Source organism: Vibrio splendidus (assembly GCF_003345295.1).
Classification (GTDB): Bacteria; Pseudomonadota; Gammaproteobacteria; order Enterobacterales; family Vibrionaceae; genus Vibrio; species Vibrio splendidus_K.
On record NZ_CP031055.1, the window covers coordinates 240,383 to 260,525 of the forward strand.

Below are 20,143 nucleotides of genomic sequence, written 5' to 3' on the forward strand. Positions count from 1 at the left end.
GGAGAAAGGGATGCGCGTTTTAAAGTTTGGAGGTTCATCATTAGCTGATGCAGATCGTTTTTTACGAGCAGCAGATATCATCGCTAATAATGCCCAGCAAGAAGAGCTAGCCGTTGTACTATCGGCTCCAGGAAAAACAACCAATAAGCTGGTTGCTGTAATTGAAGCAGCACTAAAAAATGGTGAAGCAGACGTACAGATCACCGAGATCGAATCATCATTCGCTGCATTGTTTGCAGAGATTCAAGCTGTATTGCCGTCAGTCGATGGCTCTGCATTTCAAGAGCAGGTCGATACCTCTCTTGCTCAACTTAAGCAGTTCGTGAATGGTATTAACCTACTGGGTATGTGTCCAAATCACGTAAATGCTCGCATCATCAGTAAAGGTGAGCGAATTTCAATCCAGTTGATGAAAGCGGTACTTGAAGCGAAAGGTCAACCGGCAAGCCTGATTGACCCAGTTCAATACCTATACGCTAAAGGTGACCACCTTGAAGCGATGGTCGATGTGGATGTTTCAACTCAGAACTTCCGTCAATCACCGCTTCCAGAAGGTCACGTAAACATCATGCCGGGCTTTACGGCTGGTAATGAAAAAGGTGAGTTAGTAACGCTTGGTCGCAATGGCTCTGATTATTCAGCAGCGGTTCTAGCGGCATGTCTACGCGCTGATTGTTGTGAGATCTGGACAGATGTCGATGGTGTTTACAACTGTGACCCGCGTTTAGTGGATGATGCTCGTCTTCTTAAATCGCTAAGCTATCAAGAAGCGATGGAGCTTTCTTACTTCGGCGCTTCGGTTCTACACCCGAAGACTATCGCTCCTATCGCGCAATTCCATATTCCTTGCCTAATCAAAAACAGCTTCAACCCACAGGGTGCAGGTACTTTGATCGGCCAAGACACTGGCGAAGATAACCTAGCAATCAAAGGCATCACTACGCTAAGTGACCTAACGATGGTTAACGTATCAGGCCCAGGTATGAAGGGCATGGTAGGTATGGCGAGTCGTGTATTCGGCGCAATGTCTTCTGCCGGCGTTTCTATCGTCCTTATTACTCAATCTTCTTCAGAGTACAGCATCAGCTTCTGTATTGAATCGGCTGACAAAGTGAAAGCGAAGCAAGTGCTGTCAGACGCGTTTGAACTTGAACTTAAAGATGGCCTATTAGAGCCTGTTGAGTTCGTGGATGATGTTGCGATTGTGACGCTGGTGGGTGACGGTATGCGTACTTCACGTGGCGTTGCTTCTCAGTTCTTCTCTTCTTTAGCTGAAGTGAACGTCAACATCGTTGCTATCGCGCAAGGTTCTTCTGAGCGTGCGATCTCTGCGGTTATTCCTGAAGACAAAATCTCTGAAGCGATCAAAGCGTGTCACGAGAACCTATTTAACTCTAAGCACTTCCTTGACGTATTCGTTGTTGGTGTTGGTGGTGTTGGTGGTGAGCTTGTTGACCAGATCCAACGTCAACAAGGCAAACTGGCTGAAAAAGGCATCGTGATTCGCGTATGTGGTTTAGCAAACAGCAAAGGCTTGTTGCTAGATAGCGATGGTCTACCGCTAGAGCAGTGGCGTGATCGCATGTCGAGCGCGACAGAAGAGTTTAGCTTAGCGCGCTTAAATGCACTTGTTCAACGTAACCACATTATCAATCCAGTATTGGTTGACTGTACGTCTAGCGAAGGCATTGCGGCGCAATACGCTGATTTCCTAGCGGCTGGTTTCCACGTGGTAACACCAAATAAGAAAGCAAATACAGCGAGCATGGCTTACTACCATCAGCTTCGTGAAGTTGCACGTAACTCACGTCGTAAGTTGATGTACGAGACAACAGTAGGCGCAGGTCTACCGGTCATCGAAAACCTACAGAACCTAATTTCTGCGGGTGATGAACTTGAGAAATTCAACGGCATTCTTTCTGGTTCACTGTCTTACATCTTCGGTAAGCTTGATGAAGGTATGACACTGAGCCAAGCAACCAACATTGCAAAAGATAACGGCTTTACTGAACCGGATCCTCGTGATGATTTATCGGGTATGGATGTGGCGCGTAAACTGCTTATTCTCGCTCGAGAAGCGGGCATGGCACTTGAGCTTGAAGATGTTGAAGTTGACCAAGCATTGCCACCGGGTTTTGATGATTCAGGTACAGTTGACGAGTTCATGGCTCGCTTGCCAGAAGCGGATGCTTACTTCCAAGAACAGTCAGCGATCGCAGCAGAAGAAGGCAAAGTACTTCGTTATGTGGGTGAAATCGCCGATGGTAAGTGTAAAGTTCGTATTGCAGCTGTTGATGGCGACGACCCAATGTTCAAGATTAAAGATGGCGAGAACGCATTAGCATTCTACAGCCGTTACTACCAACCGATCCCTCTAGTATTACGTGGCTACGGTGCGGGTACTGAAGTTACAGCAGCAGGCGTATTCTCTGATGTGATGCGTACTCTTGGTTGGAAATTAGGAGTTTAGGAATGAGTTCAAGTGATATGGATGTTGTTGTTTATGCACCTGCATCAATCGGCAATGTCAGTGTAGGGTTTGATGTGCTGGGGGCAGCTGTGTCTCCAGTGGATGGCACGCTGCTCGGTGACCGAGTTATGGTTAAAGCAGGTGATGAATCATTCTCACTAAAAACAGCAGGCAGTTTTGTTTCTAAGCTGCCAACTGAAACCAAAGAAAACATTGTCTACGACTGCTGGGTTGTGTTCTCTAGAGAGCTTGATAAAAAAGGCGTTGCGGTTAAGCCTTTGGAAATGACACTAGAAAAGAACATGCCTATTGGTTCTGGTTTAGGTTCAAGTGCTTGTTCAATTGTTGCGGCACTGGATGCTTTAAACCGTTTTCATGGTCAGCCACTGAATGAAACTGAACTGCTTGCTCTGATGGGCGAAATGGAAGGTAAAATTTCAGGTGGCATCCACTACGATAACGTTGCACCCTGTTACCTTGGTGGTGTGCAATTAATGCTGGAAGAGTTAGGTATCATTAGTCAAGAAGTGCCATGTTTTGATGACTGGTACTGGGTAATGGCATATCCGGGCATTAAGGTTTCAACGGCAGAAGCTCGCGAGATTCTACCTTCTCAATATCGTCGCCAAGATGTCATTGCTCATGGTCGCCATTTAGCGGGTTTCATCCATGCTTGCCACTCTGGTCAGCCAGAGCTAGCAGCGAAGATGATCAAAGACGTGATTGCTGAACCATATCGTGAGAAACTGCTTCCAGGGTTTGCTGATGCGCGTAAATACGCAACCTCAGCTGGAGCGCTTGCTACTGGGATCTCCGGTAGTGGTCCAACTCTATTTAGCATTTGCAAAGAACAAGATGTCGCCGAGCGTGTTGCACGCTGGTTAGAACAAAATTACGTACAAAACGAAGAAGGATTCGTCCACGTTTGTCGCTTAGATAAGCAAGGTTCGATCGTTACAGGAAGTGAGTTATGAAGCTGTACAACATCAAAGAAAATGACGAGCAAGTCTCTTTTGGCCAAGCCGTTCGTCAAGGTCTAGGCCGCAATCAAGGTCTATTTTTCCCATCTGAACTGCCAAAGTTTGATGATATCGATGCGCTGCTAGCAGAGGACTTTGTCCCTCGTAGTTCAAAGATTCTTTCGGCTTTAATCGGCGATGAGCTACCAAAAGAACAGGTTGCTCAATTGGTAGATGCGGCGTTCCAGTTCCCTGCACCTATCAAGCAAGTAAAAGATGGTGTTTACGCGCTTGAGCTTTTCCACGGCCCAACACTCGCGTTTAAAGATTTTGGTGGCCGCTTTATGGCTCAATCTTTAGCAGCTGTTTCAGATGGTGGTCAAATCACTATTTTAACGGCAACATCAGGTGATACTGGTGCGGCGGTTGCGCACGCTTTCTACGGTATGGAAGACATCAATGTTGTGATCCTTTACCCGAAAGGCAAGATCAGCCCACTGCAAGAGAAGCTGTTTTGTACGCTAGGTAAGAACATCCATACTGTGGCGATCGATGGCGACTTTGATGCGTGTCAGGCGCTAGTGAAAGATGCATTTGACGATTCTGAGCTGCGTAAAGAGATCGGTCTTAACTCGGCAAACTCAATCAACATCAGCCGTTTGATGGCTCAGATCTGTTACTACTTTGAAGCGGCTTCTCAGCTGACTAAAGAGCAACGTGAAAACCTAGTTATTTCTGTACCAAGTGGTAACTTTGGTAACCTAACGGCTGGTCTATTGGCTAAAGCGCTAGGTCTACCTGTTAAGCGTTTCATCGCAGCAACCAATGAAAATGATACGGTTCCTCGTTACCTAGAAACAGGACAATGGGAGCCAAAACCGACCGTTGCGACAACATCGAACGCGATGGACGTAAGCCAACCAAACAACTGGCCTCGTATCGAAGAGCTTTGCCAACTGAAAGGTTGGGGCTTAGATACACTAGGTAAAGGTAAGGTATCTGACGAGCAAAGTGCTGAGTCAGTACGTGACCTAAAAGTACAGGGTTACCTATGTGAACCACATGGTGCGATTGCTTACCGTCTACTGGAAGAGCAACTGCAAGAGAACGAAACTGGTCTGTTCTTGTGTACTGCACACCCAGCGAAATTCAAAGAAGTGGTTGATGATATTTTAGGTACGGATATTGAACTGCCAGGCCCGCTAGCAAAACACGCGGCGATGGAGTTGTTATCTGAAGATCTTGATAATGATTTTGAAGCGCTAAAAGTAGTGCTTCGTCGAGTTCAACCGTAACGTACATCTGTATTGTTGAACAAATAAAAACGGCGCTCAATGAGCGCCGTTTTTGTATTCTAATTCAAGCTCTAAAAATTATAGAGACTCAGTGAACGTACGTGCGATAACGTCACGTTGCTGTTCAGTTGTTAGAGAGTTGAAACGTACAGCGTAACCCGATACACGGATAGTTAGCTGTGGGTAGTTCTCTGGGTTAGCAACTGCATCTTCTAACGTTTCACGCTTAAGAACGTTAACGTTTAGGTGTTGACCGCCTTCGATGCGTGGTGCTGCTTCGATTGCAACTTCACGGCTTTCGTAGTCGCCTAGGTCTGCAGCTGAGATAACTTGGTCAGCTTCGAAACCTGCAGTAGCAACAACACAACGAGCTTCATTCTTTTCGTTGTCTAGTAGCCAGATTGAGTTTAGTAGGTCATCGTTTGCTGCTTTAGTAATTTGAATACCTTGGATCATAACTATCTCCTAGTCCACTGAATGTGGTTTGATTATGGTGTTAACTTTCGATTTTTGTTGAGCTGGGTAATATATACCTAATATCTGTAAGGTTAACATTGATTTAAGTCAAAAAACAACCAAAAACCATATTTTTACAAAGGTGATTATATTGAGGTAAATCAATAAAACCTTTGAAAACAAAGTAATTACAAAATATTTCAAAGTATAAAAAATATTTAACAGTCTTATTTGTTGTAAGTTTACTACATTTGTTGTGTTTTTATTGAACTACAAACGATACGACCCTTTATTTATTAAGCATCCTGAAAGTGTAAAGTGATTTAATGACAAACAATAATTCATCTTCAAAACCTCAAACCAATATTAAGTTTATTGGTGCTCATGTGTCTGCTGCTGGTGGTGTTGATCAGGCGCCAATGCGCGCAAGAGAGATCGGTGCCAATGCTTTTGCGCTGTTTACCAAAAACCAAAGACAGTGGGCAGCAAAGCCGCTGGAAGCGAAAACCATTAGTGCGTTTAAAGCCAACTGTAAGATGTTGGGCTTTAGTGCTGAGAATATTCTTCCTCATGACTCCTACCTTATTAACCTCGGAGCACCAGAAGAAGAGAAGCTAGAGAAATCGCGTGCGGCTTTTATTGATGAAATGGAGCGTTGTAATCAACTAGGACTCACGCTTTTGAATTTTCATCCTGGGAGTCATTTGAAGAAAATCTCAGAAAGTGAATGTTTGGCCAAGATCGCTGAGTCGATCAACTTGGCTCACCAAGCGGTACCTGATGTAATTGCAGTGATTGAGAATACCTCAGGGCAGGGGACTAATCTGGGTTGGAGATTTGAGCACCTAGCAGAGATTATCGACCAAGTAGAAGATAAGTCGCGTGTCGGTGTGTGTTTAGATACTTGCCATACGTTTACGGCCGGTTATGACCTACGAACAAAAGAAGCGTGTGAGCATACTTTTGCAGAGTTCGAGCGCATTGTGGGTATGCACTATCTAAGAGCAATGCACATCAATGATTCAAAAGCTGAGTTCGCAAGCCGAGTCGATCGACACCATTCTTTAGGAAAAGGTGAGATTGGCTGGGATTGTTTTGAGTATATTGCCTCGGATTCTCGCTTTAATGGTATTCCTCTTATCTTGGAAACCATTGATTCGACGATCTGGAAAGAGGAAATTCAACAACTTAGAATGTTTCATCGCTCAGCAACGGCAGTCAGCGAAGAAGCGCAATAATAGAGGGGATAATTTATTTCCGTCTATTTCTAAAAATTGGCACCTTTCTTTCATAGTACTAAAGTGAATATGTAGTTCACGATGTCTTACAGGAGGTGCCTTTATGTATTCAATCACCCAAACTTCAACTTCAACTTCAACTTCAACTGTTGCTGTCGCCAGCCGTTTACCGACACCAAATCGTCACGTGCATAGTCATGGCCACCATCGTACACAGCAAAAAAGTGGTTAATTGAGATAAACACAACTTGAACTGATTATTATGATTCATCAACAAGTGAACCCTACACATCATGTTTATTGATAGCTGTATGAGGTATAACTAGAGCCTAATTTAGGACAGTTAGCCGATACAGCTATTTTTTTGTCTGGCGAAAGCCGCTAGAAACCTTGATGATTGGGAAGTAAAACGATGAGCGCACCAAAGACTTGGGAATCCATTATTAATGATGAACGTGACAAAGAGTACTTTCAGAGTGTGCTCGCGTTTGTTGAACAGCAACGCAATAGTGGGAAAACCGTCTACCCTCCTCAAGAGCAGGTGTTCAGTGCTTTTGATATGACGCCTTTTGAGTCTGTACGCGTGGTTATCCTTGGGCAAGACCCTTATCACGGTGCCAACCAAGCTCACGGCTTAGCATTCTCTGTGCTGCCTGGCGTTAAAATCCCACCGTCTCTACGTAATATGTACAAAGAACTCGCACAAGATATAGACGGCTTTGAGATCCCGAGTCATGGTTACCTCGACACTTGGGCATCTCAAGGGGTATTAATGTTGAATACGGTACTGACAGTAGAAGAGGCAAAAGCACACTCACATGCTAAGTGTGGTTGGGAAACCTTTACCGATGCCATCATTGCTGAGCTAAATCAGCGTTCTGAGCCGATCATATTCTTATTCTGGGGCGCGCATGCCCAAAAGAAAGGCCAAGCTATTGATGAAAACAAGCATCATGTTTTGGTCGCTCCTCATCCATCGCCATTATCCGCCCGTCGTGGCTTCTTTGGTTGTCAGCATTTCTCAACAACCAACAAGCTACTTTCTTCTATGGATCAACAACCTATAGATTGGCGATTACCAACAGAGTTGTAGGTTGGTGGTTTTCTGAGCAGGGTCAAATCATAAATGAGTATCTTCGTATACACTTGTAAATAGTAGGTGTAATGGAGTGCAATACTATGATGATTGAAAGGATAAGACGAGAGCATGGCTATATGGCTCGTTTGCTCGCGATACTCAACAATAAGTTAGAGCATCTAAAACAAGAGCGAGAAATAAACTATAGCTTGATCGCAGAGGTGGTTCATTATCTCATGAACCATTCAGATAAGGTGCATCACCCGAAAGAAGACGTTATTTATCGTTACTACCTCAAGCAATATGGCAGCGAGCAAATGATTGAAGACTTGGAGCTGGAACATCAATTGCTTTCTGAGAAAACAGCGGACTTTTTAGGTGTGGTCGATATGATCCTCCAAGATGCGGTTGTTCCTCAACAAGTCTTTATTGAACAGCTTGAAGCCTTTGTTAAAGCTCAACGAAAGCACATGGAATATGAAGAGAAGCATGTGTTACCGATGATTGTGAAGGCATTCACGGTCAAAGATTGGCAAGAAGTAGAGTCTCAATGGCTTCAACCGGAAGACGACCCTGTCTTTGGAGAGACAATTGCCGATCAGTACCGCCAACTTGCGGCTCGTGTTCGACAGAATGAGCAAGAGTGCGTGTAGCCCGTTGTCGTATTGAAACGCTGCTATTATTAGGCGCTCTCTATTAAGACGCTCGCTTTCAAATTGTGCTCTAAATCGAAGAGTGGTTTCATACAATAAAAAAGGCACCTGTATAGGTGCCTTTTGCTATCTGATTTCTTGTCGTGCAGATTAAAGCTTTATATCATCAAGGCTAAAATCGAGACCGAGATTCATCTCTCTGAGCTCTTTCTCAAGCTGTCTACGATCGTTGATTGCCTCGATTTCACGCCATTTACGCTTGAGTGGTTTAGAGCGAGTTTTTTGAGTTGCACGAGGCATTTCTAGTTCTGATAGTTCATCGAATTGAAAGCTATCCATAAGCCATATCTCCTTCCGTGGGAATCGTTCTTACGAACCATTAAATATCATATTTAGGTTCACAATAACCTTGATTTGTTTCTCATTTGTTTCAAATCTATGAAGGTTTTGTTCTGTTTTCTTATGCATGCTCACACATTGTGGGGATTTTTATGTACAAAAAACAAGCAAACAAACCTAAGTAAACGATTAAATTAGGGGTTATGGAATGTTAATTCATTGTGCGAATGGAATGGTATTTTTACTACACTGCATTTAAGTGCGTATTGCGCCGTGCGGTAGCGGGTTCTCATTGCCCTAGAAAAAAATACAGATCTTCACTATACCTTGTAAAACCTAGGCTGACGTCATCTTTATAGGATGTCGTTCTTGTTTTGGTGGTACCTTGGTTGTTGTTGATATTATGTCCCGATAATGTGACTTTTATTGGGCTGTATTGTTGAAAATTGTGTTAACAAAAGGTGTGTTATTAGTGAAATGTCATTTTAATATAAGTGTATTTGCATATTGATTTTTAGGCCGTCTCGCTGCATTATCCGCCCGTCAAAAAATACACTGATACGTAAAATGGATGCATGAAGCGACATTTACAATCTAGATCGCAACAAATAAATATAAATCTAATGCCGACACAACTATTGACACTGGCATAGGTGATCTAGAGGAAGGCTCGGACGCAAGATCGGTGCTTAAACTCAATTACGAGGTTCACGTGACAGACTTAATCAATTTGATGAACGATCTCCTTTAGGGATCTATCTTAGTTTACTTACTCGTTGGTGTGGGTATCTACTTCACTGTACGACTAGGCTTCATTCAATTCCGCCATTTCGGCCACATGTTCTCTGTTCTTAGAAACAGCCGTAAAGCAGACAGTGCTGGTATCTCTTCTTTCCAAGCTCTTTGTACTAGTCTTGCTGCTCGTGTAGGTACAGGTAACATGGCAGGTGTTGCTGTGGCACTAACCGCCGGTGGCCCTGGTGCTATCTTCTGGATGTGGCTAATCGCCATGCTAGGTATGGCAACATCATTTGCTGAAAGCACACTAGCTCAGCTATACAAAACGCGTGATAACGACGGTAACTACCGTGGCGGCCCTGCATACTACATGGAGAAAGGCCTAGGTATGCGTTGGATGGGGGTTCTATTCTCTATCTTCCTAATCATCGCATTTGGTCTAGTATTCAACGCGGTTCAAGCGAACGCGATTGCAAGTGCAATGAACACGGCATTCGACTTTGAGCGTGGCTACGTTGGTGTTGGTATCGTAATTATCTCTGCATTCGTTATCTTCGGTGGTATCCGTAAGATTGCCCGCACTGCAGAAATCATTGTTCCAATCATGGCACTGGCTTATTTAGCTATCGCTATCTACGTAATGCTAATGAACATTGAGAAAGTGCCTGAAGTTCTGGCTCTTATCTTCAAGAGTGCATTCGGTCTGCAAGAAGCAGCAGCTGGTGGCCTAGGTTACGCGATCGCACAAGCGATGATTAACGGCATCAAACGTGGTTTGTTCTCGAACGAAGCGGGTATGGGTTCTGCGCCAAACGCAGCAGCTTCTGCTACGCCTTACCCACCGCACCCTGCATCGCAAGGTTATGTGCAAATGCTAGGTGTGTTCATGGACACAATTGTTATCTGTTCTGCAACAGTAGCAATCATCCTGATGTCTGGTGAATATGTACCACACGGTGAAGTAACGGGTATCGAACTAACGCAACGTGCACTAACGGCACAAGTGGGCGAATGGGGTGGCATCTTTGTAGCGGTAGCGATTTTCTTCTTCGCTTTCACTTCAATCATTGCAAACTACTCGTACGCTGAAACAAACCTTATCTTCCTAGAGCACAACAACAAGAAGGGCCTCGTGCTGTTCCGTATCGTTGTGCTGGGTATGGTTATGTTCGGTTCTTTGGCGACATTGCCAACGGTATGGGCATTGGCTGACGTATCGATGGGTCTAATGGCGATTGTGAACTTGGTAGCGATCATCTTGCTATCGGGCATCGTGATTAAGCTAGCGAAAGACTACAACCGTCAATTAGACGCGGGTAAAGTACCCACGTTTGATGCGGATGATTTCCCAGAGCTTAAGGCTCAATTGGAAGATGGTATTTGGGTTAACAACAAGAAGAAGTAATCTTGTTGGAGTGATTCATCACTCATCCTAAAATCATTAGAAAGGCTAAGGTTTCGACCTTAGCCTTTTTCTTTGCCTGCGATTTCTATCTGTTTGCAATTTCTATCTGTCTGCGATTTTTCTTGGTGAGTAATTTTTACTTTGTCTGCGACTTTTTCTTTGTTAACGATTTTTCTTTGCAAGCGACTTATCGCTAGATCTGTCTATCAAAGTAATAGGAAGAGTCATAAAGACAAGTTGATGTTTTTTCTATACTCTAGCTGCATCCAGTTAGATAACCGATTAGGGTAAAGTTATGTTAGTTGTCGTTTCTCCAGCCAAGACATTAGATTACGAATCACCATTAGCGACTGAGCGCTTCAGCCAGCCAGAGTTTGTTGAACACTCTGCAGAGCTTATTGAAGAGTGCCGCAAGCTGACACCTGCTGATGTTTCAGCTCTGATGAAGGTAAGCGATAAGATTGCTGGGCTGAACGTAGCGCGCTTTGAGCAATGGAGTGAGACCTTTACCCAAGACAACGCACGCCAAGCTATTTTGGCGTTTAAAGGTGACGTCTACACAGGCCTAGATGCTGAAACACTGTCGGACGATGATTTTGACTACGCACAGAATCACCTGCGCATGCTTTCTGGCTTATATGGGTTATTGAAGCCATTGGATTTGATGCAGCCTTACCGCCTAGAGATGGGCACACGCTTAGCTAATGAGCGTGGTACTAACTTGTACCAGTTCTGGGGCAATATCATCACAGATAAACTGAATGAAGCGTTGAATGCTCAAGGCGATAATGTGTTGATCAACCTAGCATCGAACGAATACTTTAAAGCGGTGAAGCCGAAGAGCCTTGATGGTCAAATCATCACGCCAGTTTTTAAAGACTGCAAGAATGGCCAGTACAAGGTAATCAGCTTTTACGCCAAGAAAGCGCGTGGCATGATGGCTCGCTACATCATTGAGAACAAAATCGATTCAGTGGAAGCGCTGACCAAATTTGATACCGCGGGTTATTACTTCGTTGAAGAAGAGTCGAACGCGAAAGAGCTCGTCTTCAAGCGTGAAGAGCAAAACTAGTAGCTCTTGGTTAATTAGTCACTCTTGGTTAATTAGTCACTCTCGGTTAATTAGTCACTCTCGGTTAATTAGTTACTCTCGGTTTGAGTTTGAAATTAGAGGCCTAGTTATTTAGCCTGATAACAAGCCAGACAATAATAAACCAGACAAAGAAAAGCCCCATGCAGATAACTGTATGGGGCTTTTTATTGAATCATTGAAAGGCGGTTAGATTACTTGTTCTTAACGGCTTTCTTTTTCTTAGCGATTTTCTTTTTCTTAGCAATTTTTTGCTTAGCTACCGCTTTCTTGTCTTCTTTCTTCGGTTTCTTCTTCTTCGTTACCGCGGCTTTCTTATGCGTTGGGCGCATGCCTTCGATGAAGCGTTCTTTGATCGCATCTTCAGTGTAACGAGCCACGCGTTCAATCATTAGCTGATCGTGCGCTTCAATGATAGAAACCGCGTTACCTTTCTTACCTGCACGAGCCGTACGGCCAATACGGTGAAGGTAGACATCTGCTGTACGCGGCATGTCGTAGTTAATAACGTGGCTCACATCTGGAAGATCGATACCACGAGCTGCGACGTCAGTTGCCAGCAGTACGTTGATAGAACCATCGCGGAAACGAGAAATCGCGTTGTTACGACGATCTTGAGGCATTTCACCTTGGATCCATACACATGGAATCTGTGCACTTTCTAGTTGACCTCGTAGCTCACCTAGGCGATCACGCGTCTTCAAGAAGATGATGCTGCGTTCAGCTTGCTCTGTGATGATATGTTTTAGGATATCAAGCTTGTGCTTAGCTGAATCGGCGCGGTGATACCATTGAGTGATCTTCTTACGTTCACGCAGTGATGATTTAGCATCGATCTCTGCTGGGTTTTTCAGTAGATCTTCAGTGAAACCTTCAATGCCTTTACCTTCTAGCGTTGCTGAGAACAGTAAAGTTTGTTTACGCCAGCGACACTCTGCAGACAGACGGTCAACAACAGGGCCAAAGCCCATGTCTAGCATACGGTCGGCTTCATCGAGAACCAGCCATTCAATCGCACGACAATCGAAACGCTCGCCTTCGATGTACTCCATTAGACGACCGGGTGTTGCCACCACGATATCTTGGGTTGTACTTAAGATGTCAGCGTGCTCTTGGTACATCACACCGCCCGTGATCGTAAAGATGTTCAGGCTAGTGTATTTAGCAAGCTCACGTGCTTGTTCGGTGATCTGCATTGCTAGCTCACGCGTTGGCGTCAGGATAAGCATACGTGCAGGGCCAGATTTCTTACGTGGGAAATCCAGTAGGTATTGCAGTGCTGGCAATACAAATGATGCTGTTTTACCAGTACCTGTTGGCGCAGAAGCCAAAACGTCTCTTCCATCTAACGCTTGCGGGATTGCTTCAGCTTGTATCTGTGTTGGACGTTCGTAGCCCATTTCGTCAATTGCTTTAAGCAGCTCTTGGTTTAGATCGAGTTCTGCAAAGGTTCTGATCACTGTTGTTTCTCCACAAGCAATAAATGTTTCTGCCTCAAAAAGCAGACGATAAAAAAGAGTAGTCGGACATTATAGAAGCATTAGTGATTAGGATCACATGGTATTTGCTACATCTTGAGATAAAAATCTTTAGTAAGGGCAATAAATGCCTCGCTATAACCGCCATCGTGATGGATCGTAAGCGATTCACGCTGCAAATCTTGCTCACAAACAGGATCTTTAGACAATTCAAACAGGACTCGAATTGCCGGTTTTCTGTCTGTTGTTTTTACATCAAGGCGCTTCGCTAGGTACCAACCACATTGCTGGGCAAGCTTAATGAAACCTTCTCCTTCTGGAGTCGGTAGTATGAAGCTGGCGGTAGCGGCTTCGGTCGTGATCTCGAAACAGCGCTGAGCAAGCTCAAGATGCTCCAAGCTATCGGTGTGTCTGGCCGTGGCTCTTTGGCTTTGTTGTGCCTGTTCACCAGAGTTGAAGTAGGGCGGGTTACAGATGATTGCATCAAACACGAGCGGGAAATCAGAGGTTAAAACGCTGCCATGATGAAGACATATACGATCTTGCCAAGGCGACTGTTCAATGTTGACTGTAGCTGCGTTAATCGCGTGCTGATCAATATCTATCGCAGAGATTAAAGCATCCTCAAAACGCTGCGCAGCCATCAAGGCCAGCAACCCTGTTCCTGTCCCTATATCGAGTACCGATGATTTCGGAGCAAGGTTAGTCCACGCTCCGAGTAGCACGCCATCTGTGCTGACTGGCATACCGCTTTGTCCACCGTAAATAGAGAATTTTTTAAAATTGAAGCTTTTGGTTTCTATTGTTTTATCTGTCATTAATGTTCTGAGTATCGAGATATTTTAAGTGATTAGCTCTAATGTTAACCAGTTGTATGGATCAATGTTCTGGTTGGGTAACTATTGTTGTGCGTTATGGTTAGTTTATAATTATGTCTATTTTTCCATATCCAGTGTAATCCACTGCTTTTGGTTCGCATATGCAAATTTATATGGTGTTTTTTTATGGTGACTTGCAGCTAGCTAAGTGTTTCGTCATTATGCGCGACTATTTTAAAGATTGATTGGCAGCCTTGAGCTGTAACATTCATGTAAGCACAACATAAACTCATAAATATAATTAAGGATTATCTGTGAAACAGAGTCTAAAACTAACAGATATAACGGCATTGGGCTTTATGCTTTTTGCGTTTTTCTTAGGTGCGGGTAACATTATCTTCCCACCTCTTGCTGGCCAATTGGCTGGTGACCACTTTCTTCCCGCTATGTTTGGTTTCTTGCTGACTGCCGTTGGTCTGCCATTAATCACTATTATTGCTGTGGCAGTGGCTGGTGGTTCTTGGGGTCACCTAACTAAAGATCTTCCTAAGCGAGCAGCAACCATCATGGCTGTGCTGATCTTTATTATCATTGGTCCTGCATTTGCTGCACCGCGTACTGGCCTTGTTGCTTATGAGATGGCGGTGAAGCCGTTCTTCATTGATGCCTCTCAAGCTCACCTTACGCTCTTTTCTATTGCATTCTTTGTGGTAGCGATGTTCTTCTCATGGTCGCAAGGTAAACTTATTGACGTCATTGGTAAGGTACTTACGCCTGTACTATTCGTTGGTTTGGTTGTACTTGCAGTTGCTGTGTTTGTTAACCCTCAGGGTGACATTCTTGCGGCACACGGTGAATACATTACTCAGCCACTAACCAAAGGTTTCCTTGAAGGTTACAACACCATGGATACTTTTGCTTCTTTGATGTTTGGAATGTTGATTGTTGATGCGATTCGCAGCAAAGGCATTACTGATCGCGCGGCGACGACTAAGTATCTGATCAGCGCAGGTTGCATTGCAGCAGCGGGTCTAGCGTTTGTTTACATCTCTTTGTTCTTCCTAGGCGCAACAAGTGCAACAGTTGCAGCGGGTGCGGACAATGGCGGCGCTATCTTAAGCCTTTACGTTCAATCGTTGTTTGGCCCATCAGGTCAGCTAGTGCTTTCAGTGATCGTATTACTGGCGTGTCTAACAACGGCGATTGGCCTTGTTTCAGCATGTTCTGATTACTTCAGCTCGCTAACGCCTTTGTCTTACAAGACTTGGGTAATCATTAATGGTGTAGCTTGTGCAACCGTAGCGAACGTTGGTCTTTCTCAACTGATTTCTCTGTCTGTTCCAGTACTGTTTGCACTGTACCCAGTAGCTATCGCTCTAGTCGCACTGACGTTCTTGCGTAGCCGTTTCCCTAATCCAAAAGCCGCTTACCGTGTGGTTGTATTAGTGTCTCTACTGTTTGCTCTTATTGATGGCGCTAAAGTAGCGGGTGTCGATGTGTCTGCACTTAAGATGCTGCCATTGTTCGAGATCGGTATGGGTTGGTTACTTCCAACTGCTGCAGCAATCATCTGCATGTTCTTTGTTGGTAAAGCAACAGAACAAGAGATGGCTGAAGAGACCGTTTAATCTTCCGTTGAGATTAGATTGTCCTTCGAGATGAAATAGAAAAGGCCTCATTACTTCGCAGTAATGAGGCCTTTTTGTATCTAATCGATGATGTTCTTTCTGCCTGAAGCTTTTAGTTCTTAGTTCTTAGCCCTTAGCTCGTAGTGCTTAGTTCTGAACTCTAAGGAAGCAGAACTTATAGCTTTTCGCTGTACTCGACGAGGACTTGTTCAACCCAAGTTGCGATACGTTCGTCGCTGAGTTCGTACTGTGAATCTTCATCCAGAGCCAAACCAACAAACTGAGACTTGTCTTCTGTTAATGCTTTAGATGCTTCGAATTCGTAGCTGTCATCGTTTGGCCAGAAGCCGACAAACTCAGCGCCTGCGGTTTTCAATTCATCATGCAATAGACCCATCGCATCTAGGAACCATTCACCGTAGCCCTCTTGGTCACCTAGACCAAACAGAGCAACCACCTTACCTTTCATTGGCGTTGTTGCGATGTCTTCCCACAACTCATTCCAGTCTTCTTGAATTTCACCGAAATCCCACGTTGAGATACCAAGCAGTAAAAGGTCGTAGTCCGCCATAAAAGAAAGAGGGGTTTCTTTCACGTTATGGATATCAACTAGGTCTTCACCAATAATGCCGCGAATTTTCTCTGCTGCCATTTCGGTATAGCAGGTGGTTGAGCCGTAAAATAATCCAATTTTCATAGCAAACGTTCGATTTTAATTTCAGATGGCGAATTCTAACCATAAATCGACTTCGATTGCAGCGATTATCCGCTCAAGTCGTAATTTTTATGGCATTCATATTTGCTCTGACATACTCTCAAAATAGTTTCCAATATTGTGAGTAACACTATGCAGTCGCCTCAAGGGCAGAGCGCAGACCACGGTCTCGTTGAGCAGTTTTTAGATGCTATGTGGATGGAGAGGGGGTTATCGGAGAATACGCTTGTCTCATATCGTACCGACTTGTCCAAGCTTCTAACGTGGATGGAAAAGAACAATTACCGCCTCGACTTTATTAGCCTTTCAGGGCTACAGGATTATCAAGGCTGGTTAGCCGACGCCGATTTTAAGCAGACTTCCCGTGCTCGCATGTTGTCGGCGATTCGTCGCTTGTTCCAATACTTGCACCGCGAGAAAGTGAGAGGCGATGATCCGAGTGCATTGTTGATCAGCCCTAAGCTGCCACAGCGCTTGCCAAAAGATTTGAGTGAAGAGCAAGTTAATGCACTGCTAGAGGCTCCTGATCCCAATGACCCTATTGAGCTTCGCGATAAAGCGATGCTTGAGTTATTATATGCAACTGGTCTTCGTGTGACCGAGTTAGTCAGTTTGACGATGGAAAATATCAGCCTAAGACAAGGCGTGGTGCGTGTTATTGGTAAAGGCGGTAAAGAGCGCTTGGTGCCAATGGGCGAAAATGCCGTGGACTGGATTGAGACTTTTATTGAACAAGGTCGGCCACAACTGCTCGGCGAAAACAGTTCTGATGTGGTTTTTCCGAGTAAACGCGCCAAGCAAATGACCCGTCAGACGTTCTGGTATCGTATTAAGCATTACTCGGTTGTTGCTGGTATAGATACAGAGCTATTGTCACCACACGTATTAAGACACGCTTTTGCGACTCATTTACTGAACTATGGCGCAGATCTCAGGGTCGTACAGATGTTGCTTGGGCATAGTGACTTATCGACAACCCAAATTTATACTCACGTGGCGACCGAAAGGCTGAAGCAAATTCACGCGCAGCATCACCCACGTGCTTAAATCCATTTATTTTTAAGGTGAACTTAATGAGCGTATTACGCCGTCTTCCTCTATTAGTGCTTCCTCTCATGATTACTGCATGTAATGCATCAGAAGCGAAAGTAGAACAAACATCAACAGCCGTAGAAGTTGCTCCAGCTCAAGCTATTGATACAGCAGCGTTAACTAAGCGTTTTGAAAAAATCGGTATCAAGGTAGAGAAGATCGTTCCTTCAGACATCGATGGCCTATTAGAAATTCAAACTAACAGTGGCATTATCTTTTCTTCTCCAGAGGGCGATCACTTTCTAGCCGGCACTCTTTACTCTCTGGATGATAACGGCAAATTCAGTGACGTTCTGGCTGAGCGTCAAGCTCCACTTAATGCTGAAAAGGTCGCGGCGATGTCGGATACAGTTATCGAATATAAAGCCGATAACGAAAAGTACGTTGTGACGGTATTTACTGACATTACCTGTGGTTACTGTGTTCGTCTGCACAGCCAAATGCAAGGCTATAACGATCTAGGTATTACCGTTCGTTACATGGCTTACCCACGCCAAGGTGCGACAGGACAAGTTGCCGATCAAATGGCGGCAATCTGGGCTTCAGATGATCCAAAAACAGCCATGCACGATGCTAAAGTAAACCGTCAAATGCCAGCGTCTGGTAAAGACCTAGCAGAGCAGAAGCAGATCATCGCTAAACAATACCAATTAGGTCGTGAGCTTGGCATCAATGGCACTCCTGCTATCGTGCTAGCAAGTGGTGAGTTGGTGAGTGGTTACTTACCGCCAGCACAACTTCTTCAACGTTTAGAGCAATAATATCGTTTCTGTATTGCCAAATTATCCCCCATGTTTTTGATTTAAGGAGTGGCCTGATTAATATCAGGCCCATTTTTATATGATAGAGATCCAACGCCGTCCTGAGGTCGACACTTCAGTCTTACCTGCTCACTTACCTGACTTGTTAAAGCGCATTTATGTGAGTCGTGGAATCGACAGTGCTGACCAACTAGAGACAGCAGCGAAAGGCTTGCACTCTTATCAAAAACTGGGTGGCATTGATGCTGCGGTTGAGCTGTTGTTCAAAGCGATTCAGCAGCAAAAACGCATTATCATTGTCGGTGATTTTGATGCCGATGGTGCAACCAGTTCGGCGTTGTCTGTGCTTGCTCTGCGTATGTTGGGCAGTTCCAACGTCGACTATCTCGTCCCAAACCGTTTTGAAGATGGCTATGGCTTGAGCCCAGAGGTTGTCGAGCAGGCGATCGAACTTGGCGCTGAAGTAATCATGACGGTCGATAATGGTGTCTCTTCGATTGATGGTGTCCGTTTCGCGAAAGAGAAAGGGCTAGACGTTCTGGTTACAGACCATCACTTGCCAGGGAATGAACTGCCAATCGCTGATGCGATGGTGAATCCGAACTTAGAGAGCTGCGCATTTCCTTCAAAAGCGCTAGCGGGTGTTGGCGTCGCCTTTTATCTGATGATGGCGTTGTGTGTTCACATGCGTAAGTTGGGCTGGTTTGCTCAACACGGTATGACAGAACCTAAGCTGATGGAACTGATTGACCTTGTGGCACTGGGTACTGTTGCGGATGTGGTTCCACTCGATGAGAATAACCGAATCTTGGTACACCAAGGGCTACAACGCATTCGTGCGGGTAAAGCTCGTCCGGGTATTCAAGCCTTGATTGAAATTGCTAAGCGAGATGCTAAGCGATTAGTTGCCTCCGATTTTGGTTTTGCGCTTGGTCCACGTATCAATGCGGCTGGCCGATTGGATGACATGTCTTTTGGTGTTGAGCTGCTAATGAGTAACAACATCCATGCCGCGCGTCGAATGGCCAGCGAGTTAGATGGCTTGAACCAAACACGTAAAGAGATCGAAGAGGGCATGAAACAAGAAGCGATGGCTTTTTGTGAGCGCCTTGAATTTGGTAAAGACGATTTGCCTTCTGGTTTGGCGCTGTTTCAACGTGATTGGCACCAAGGCGTAATCGGTATTCTCGCTTCGCGTATCAAAGACAAATATCATCGCCCAGTGATCGCATTTGCTGATGGTGGTGAAGGCAGCATCAAGGGTTCATGTCGTTCGATTCCAGGTTTGCACATGCGCGATGCGCTAGACAGAATCGATACTCAAAATCCTGGCTTGATCTTGAAGTTTGGTGGTCACGCAATGGCTGCTGGCTTAACCATTATGGAAAAAGACTTCGAGCGATTCAGCAAGATGTTTGATGACGTTGTGCGTAAAGAACTCGGTGAGACGGCACTTAAGGGCATTATCTTGTCTGATGGTGAGCTATTACCTGAAGAGTTCTCAATGCATACCGCTGAGACGTTGCGCTCAGGTGGTCCGTGGGGCCAAGCTTTCCCAGAACCCATCTTTGATGGTGAATTTAAAGTGCTGCATCAAAAACTGGTAGGTGAAAAACACCTTAAATTGATGCTAGAACCTCTATACAAAGGCCACCCAACCAATGTGATGATTGATGGTATTGCTTTCAATGTTGATTTACGTCGCTGGCCAGATGCGTCCGTGAAAACGGTTCATCTTGCATTTAAGCTCGATATCAACGAGTTTCGTGGCAACCAATCGTTGCAGTTGATGGTTGACCATATTGAAGCCAAATAGCGTTATCGTTCACTGAATGATGTTCATCATTTAGCCCCAAATTCAACAAGCTCTGTTCAAAAACAGGGCTTGTTTTCTTTCTTTCCCTTACAAATTTCACGTATTTTTTCTGTC

The 20,143-nt window shown here is 44.7% G+C and carries 17 protein-coding genes; 12 read left to right on the top strand and 5 right to left on the bottom strand.

Annotated features, from left to right (window positions below; all coding sequences use genetic code 11):
* Positions 1-10: 10 nt before the first annotated feature.
* From thrA to thrC, 3 genes are read left to right on the top strand one after another with little or no spacing between them, the layout of a single operon-like run.
* Positions 11-2,470, top strand: coding sequence for a bifunctional aspartate kinase/homoserine dehydrogenase I (gene thrA, locus DUN60_RS00990; protein ID WP_114632984.1), 2,460 nt, complete (start codon positions 11-13; stop codon positions 2,468-2,470).
* Between the two features lie 17 nt (positions 2,471-2,487).
* Positions 2,488-3,444, top strand: coding sequence for a homoserine kinase (gene thrB / locus DUN60_RS00995; RefSeq protein ID WP_004734996.1), 957 nt, complete (start codon positions 2,488-2,490; stop codon positions 3,442-3,444).
* Complete coding sequence (gene thrC, locus DUN60_RS01000; RefSeq protein ID WP_114632985.1) at positions 3,441-4,724, top strand: threonine synthase; 1,284 nt, start codon at positions 3,441-3,443, stop codon at positions 4,722-4,724. The genes thrB and thrC overlap by 4 nt, the downstream gene beginning before the upstream one ends.
* 78 nt (positions 4,725-4,802) lie before the next feature.
* On the opposite strand, the gene grcA is transcribed toward thrC, so the two are convergent.
* Positions 4,803-5,180: an autonomous glycyl radical cofactor GrcA gene (gene grcA, locus DUN60_RS01005; RefSeq protein WP_004734998.1), complete on the bottom strand. Its 378-nt coding sequence runs from the start codon at positions 5,178-5,180 to the stop codon at positions 4,803-4,805.
* Positions 5,181-5,506: 326 nt separating this feature from the next.
* Between grcA and nfo the strand changes: the two genes are divergently transcribed.
* The 3 genes from nfo (at position 5,507) to DUN60_RS01020 (ending at position 8,149) form a co-directional block, all read left to right on the top strand.
* Entirely contained in the window at positions 5,507-6,418 is a 912-nt protein-coding gene (gene nfo / locus DUN60_RS01010; RefSeq protein ID WP_114632986.1) for a deoxyribonuclease IV, read from the top strand.
* A gap of 412 nt (positions 6,419-6,830) precedes the next feature.
* Complete coding sequence (gene ung / locus DUN60_RS01015; RefSeq protein ID WP_065207246.1) at positions 6,831-7,511, top strand: uracil-DNA glycosylase; 681 nt, start codon at positions 6,831-6,833, stop codon at positions 7,509-7,511.
* A gap of 86 nt (positions 7,512-7,597) precedes the next feature.
* The gene (locus tag DUN60_RS01020; RefSeq protein WP_054547802.1) at positions 7,598-8,149 is read left to right on the top strand and encodes a hemerythrin domain-containing protein; all 552 of its coding nucleotides are present in this window, start codon (positions 7,598-7,600) and stop codon (positions 8,147-8,149) included.
* A gap of 150 nt (positions 8,150-8,299) precedes the next feature.
* Here DUN60_RS01020 and DUN60_RS01025 read toward each other — a convergent pair whose 3' ends face one another.
* Positions 8,300-8,488, bottom strand: a complete 189-nt coding sequence (locus tag DUN60_RS01025; protein ID WP_004735002.1) for a DUF3545 family protein — start codon at positions 8,486-8,488, stop codon at positions 8,300-8,302.
* A 757-nt stretch (positions 8,489-9,245) separates the two neighbouring features.
* Between DUN60_RS01025 and DUN60_RS01030 the strand changes: the two genes are divergently transcribed.
* Both DUN60_RS01030 and yaaA read left to right on the top strand, forming a co-directional pair.
* A complete protein-coding gene (locus DUN60_RS01030; protein ID WP_244212214.1) occupies positions 9,246-10,631 on the top strand; it encodes an alanine/glycine:cation symporter family protein in 1,386 nt (461 codons plus the stop codon).
* A 295-nt stretch (positions 10,632-10,926) separates the two neighbouring features.
* The gene (gene yaaA / locus DUN60_RS01035) at positions 10,927-11,703 is read left to right on the top strand and encodes a peroxide stress protein YaaA (protein WP_017084789.1); all 777 of its coding nucleotides are present in this window, start codon (positions 10,927-10,929) and stop codon (positions 11,701-11,703) included.
* A gap of 212 nt (positions 11,704-11,915) precedes the next feature.
* On the opposite strand, the gene srmB is transcribed toward yaaA, so the two are convergent.
* Together srmB and DUN60_RS01045 are read right to left on the bottom strand one after the other, a co-directional pair.
* The gene (gene srmB / locus DUN60_RS01040) at positions 11,916-13,181 is read right to left on the bottom strand and encodes an ATP-dependent RNA helicase SrmB (protein WP_054547801.1); all 1,266 of its coding nucleotides are present in this window, start codon (positions 13,179-13,181) and stop codon (positions 11,916-11,918) included.
* A gap of 107 nt (positions 13,182-13,288) precedes the next feature.
* On the bottom strand, positions 13,289-14,017 hold the full coding sequence (locus DUN60_RS01045) for a tRNA1(Val) (adenine(37)-N6)-methyltransferase (protein ID WP_114632987.1): 729 nt from the start codon (positions 14,015-14,017) through the stop codon (positions 13,289-13,291).
* Positions 14,018-14,331: 314 nt separating this feature from the next.
* Between DUN60_RS01045 and brnQ the strand changes: the two genes are divergently transcribed.
* Positions 14,332-15,645, top strand: a complete 1,314-nt coding sequence (gene brnQ, locus DUN60_RS01050) for a branched-chain amino acid transport system II carrier protein (protein ID WP_114632988.1) — start codon at positions 14,332-14,334, stop codon at positions 15,643-15,645.
* A 175-nt stretch (positions 15,646-15,820) separates the two neighbouring features.
* Here brnQ and fldB read toward each other — a convergent pair whose 3' ends face one another.
* Entirely contained in the window at positions 15,821-16,342 is a 522-nt protein-coding gene (gene fldB, locus DUN60_RS01055; protein ID WP_004735008.1) for a flavodoxin FldB, read from the bottom strand.
* Positions 16,343-16,492: 150 nt separating this feature from the next.
* Here fldB and xerD point away from each other — a divergent pair, with 150 nt between their 5' ends.
* From xerD to recJ, 3 genes are all read left to right on the top strand, one after another.
* Positions 16,493-17,407, top strand: coding sequence for a site-specific tyrosine recombinase XerD (gene xerD / locus DUN60_RS01060; RefSeq protein WP_004735009.1), 915 nt, complete (start codon positions 16,493-16,495; stop codon positions 17,405-17,407).
* A gap of 26 nt (positions 17,408-17,433) precedes the next feature.
* A complete protein-coding gene (locus DUN60_RS01065; protein WP_017077716.1) occupies positions 17,434-18,213 on the top strand; it encodes a thioredoxin fold domain-containing protein in 780 nt (259 codons plus the stop codon).
* Between the two features lie 79 nt (positions 18,214-18,292).
* Positions 18,293-20,029 carry a single-stranded-DNA-specific exonuclease RecJ gene (gene recJ, locus DUN60_RS01070; RefSeq protein WP_017087527.1) on the top strand — a complete coding sequence of 579 codons (1,737 nt, stop codon included), beginning with the start codon at positions 18,293-18,295 and terminating at the stop codon, positions 20,027-20,029.
* Positions 20,030-20,143: the final 114 nt, after the last annotated feature.

Coding starts and splice junctions, on each gene's coding strand:
- thrA (WP_114632984.1), top strand. CDS start 11: ATGCGCGTTTTAAAGTTTGGAGGTTCATCATTAGCTGATGCAGATCGT.
- thrB (WP_004734996.1), top strand. CDS start 2,488: ATGGATGTTGTTGTTTATGCACCTGCATCAATCGGCAATGTCAGTGTA.
- thrC (WP_114632985.1), top strand. CDS start 3,441: ATGAAGCTGTACAACATCAAAGAAAATGACGAGCAAGTCTCTTTTGGC.
- grcA (WP_004734998.1), bottom strand. CDS start 5,180: ATGATCCAAGGTATTCAAATTACTAAAGCAGCAAACGATGACCTACTA.
- nfo (WP_114632986.1), top strand. CDS start 5,507: ATGACAAACAATAATTCATCTTCAAAACCTCAAACCAATATTAAGTTT.
- ung (WP_065207246.1), top strand. CDS start 6,831: ATGAGCGCACCAAAGACTTGGGAATCCATTATTAATGATGAACGTGAC.
- DUN60_RS01020 (WP_054547802.1), top strand. CDS start 7,598: ATGATGATTGAAAGGATAAGACGAGAGCATGGCTATATGGCTCGTTTG.
- DUN60_RS01025 (WP_004735002.1), bottom strand. CDS start 8,488: ATGGATAGCTTTCAATTCGATGAACTATCAGAACTAGAAATGCCTCGT.
- yaaA (WP_017084789.1), top strand. CDS start 10,927: ATGTTAGTTGTCGTTTCTCCAGCCAAGACATTAGATTACGAATCACCA.
- DUN60_RS01045 (WP_114632987.1), bottom strand. CDS start 14,017: ATGACAGATAAAACAATAGAAACCAAAAGCTTCAATTTTAAAAAATTC.
- fldB (WP_004735008.1), bottom strand. CDS start 16,342: ATGAAAATTGGATTATTTTACGGCTCAACCACCTGCTATACCGAAATG.
- xerD (WP_004735009.1), top strand. CDS start 16,493: ATGCAGTCGCCTCAAGGGCAGAGCGCAGACCACGGTCTCGTTGAGCAG.
- DUN60_RS01065 (WP_017077716.1), top strand. CDS start 17,434: ATGAGCGTATTACGCCGTCTTCCTCTATTAGTGCTTCCTCTCATGATT.
- recJ (WP_017087527.1), top strand. CDS start 18,293: ATGATAGAGATCCAACGCCGTCCTGAGGTCGACACTTCAGTCTTACCT.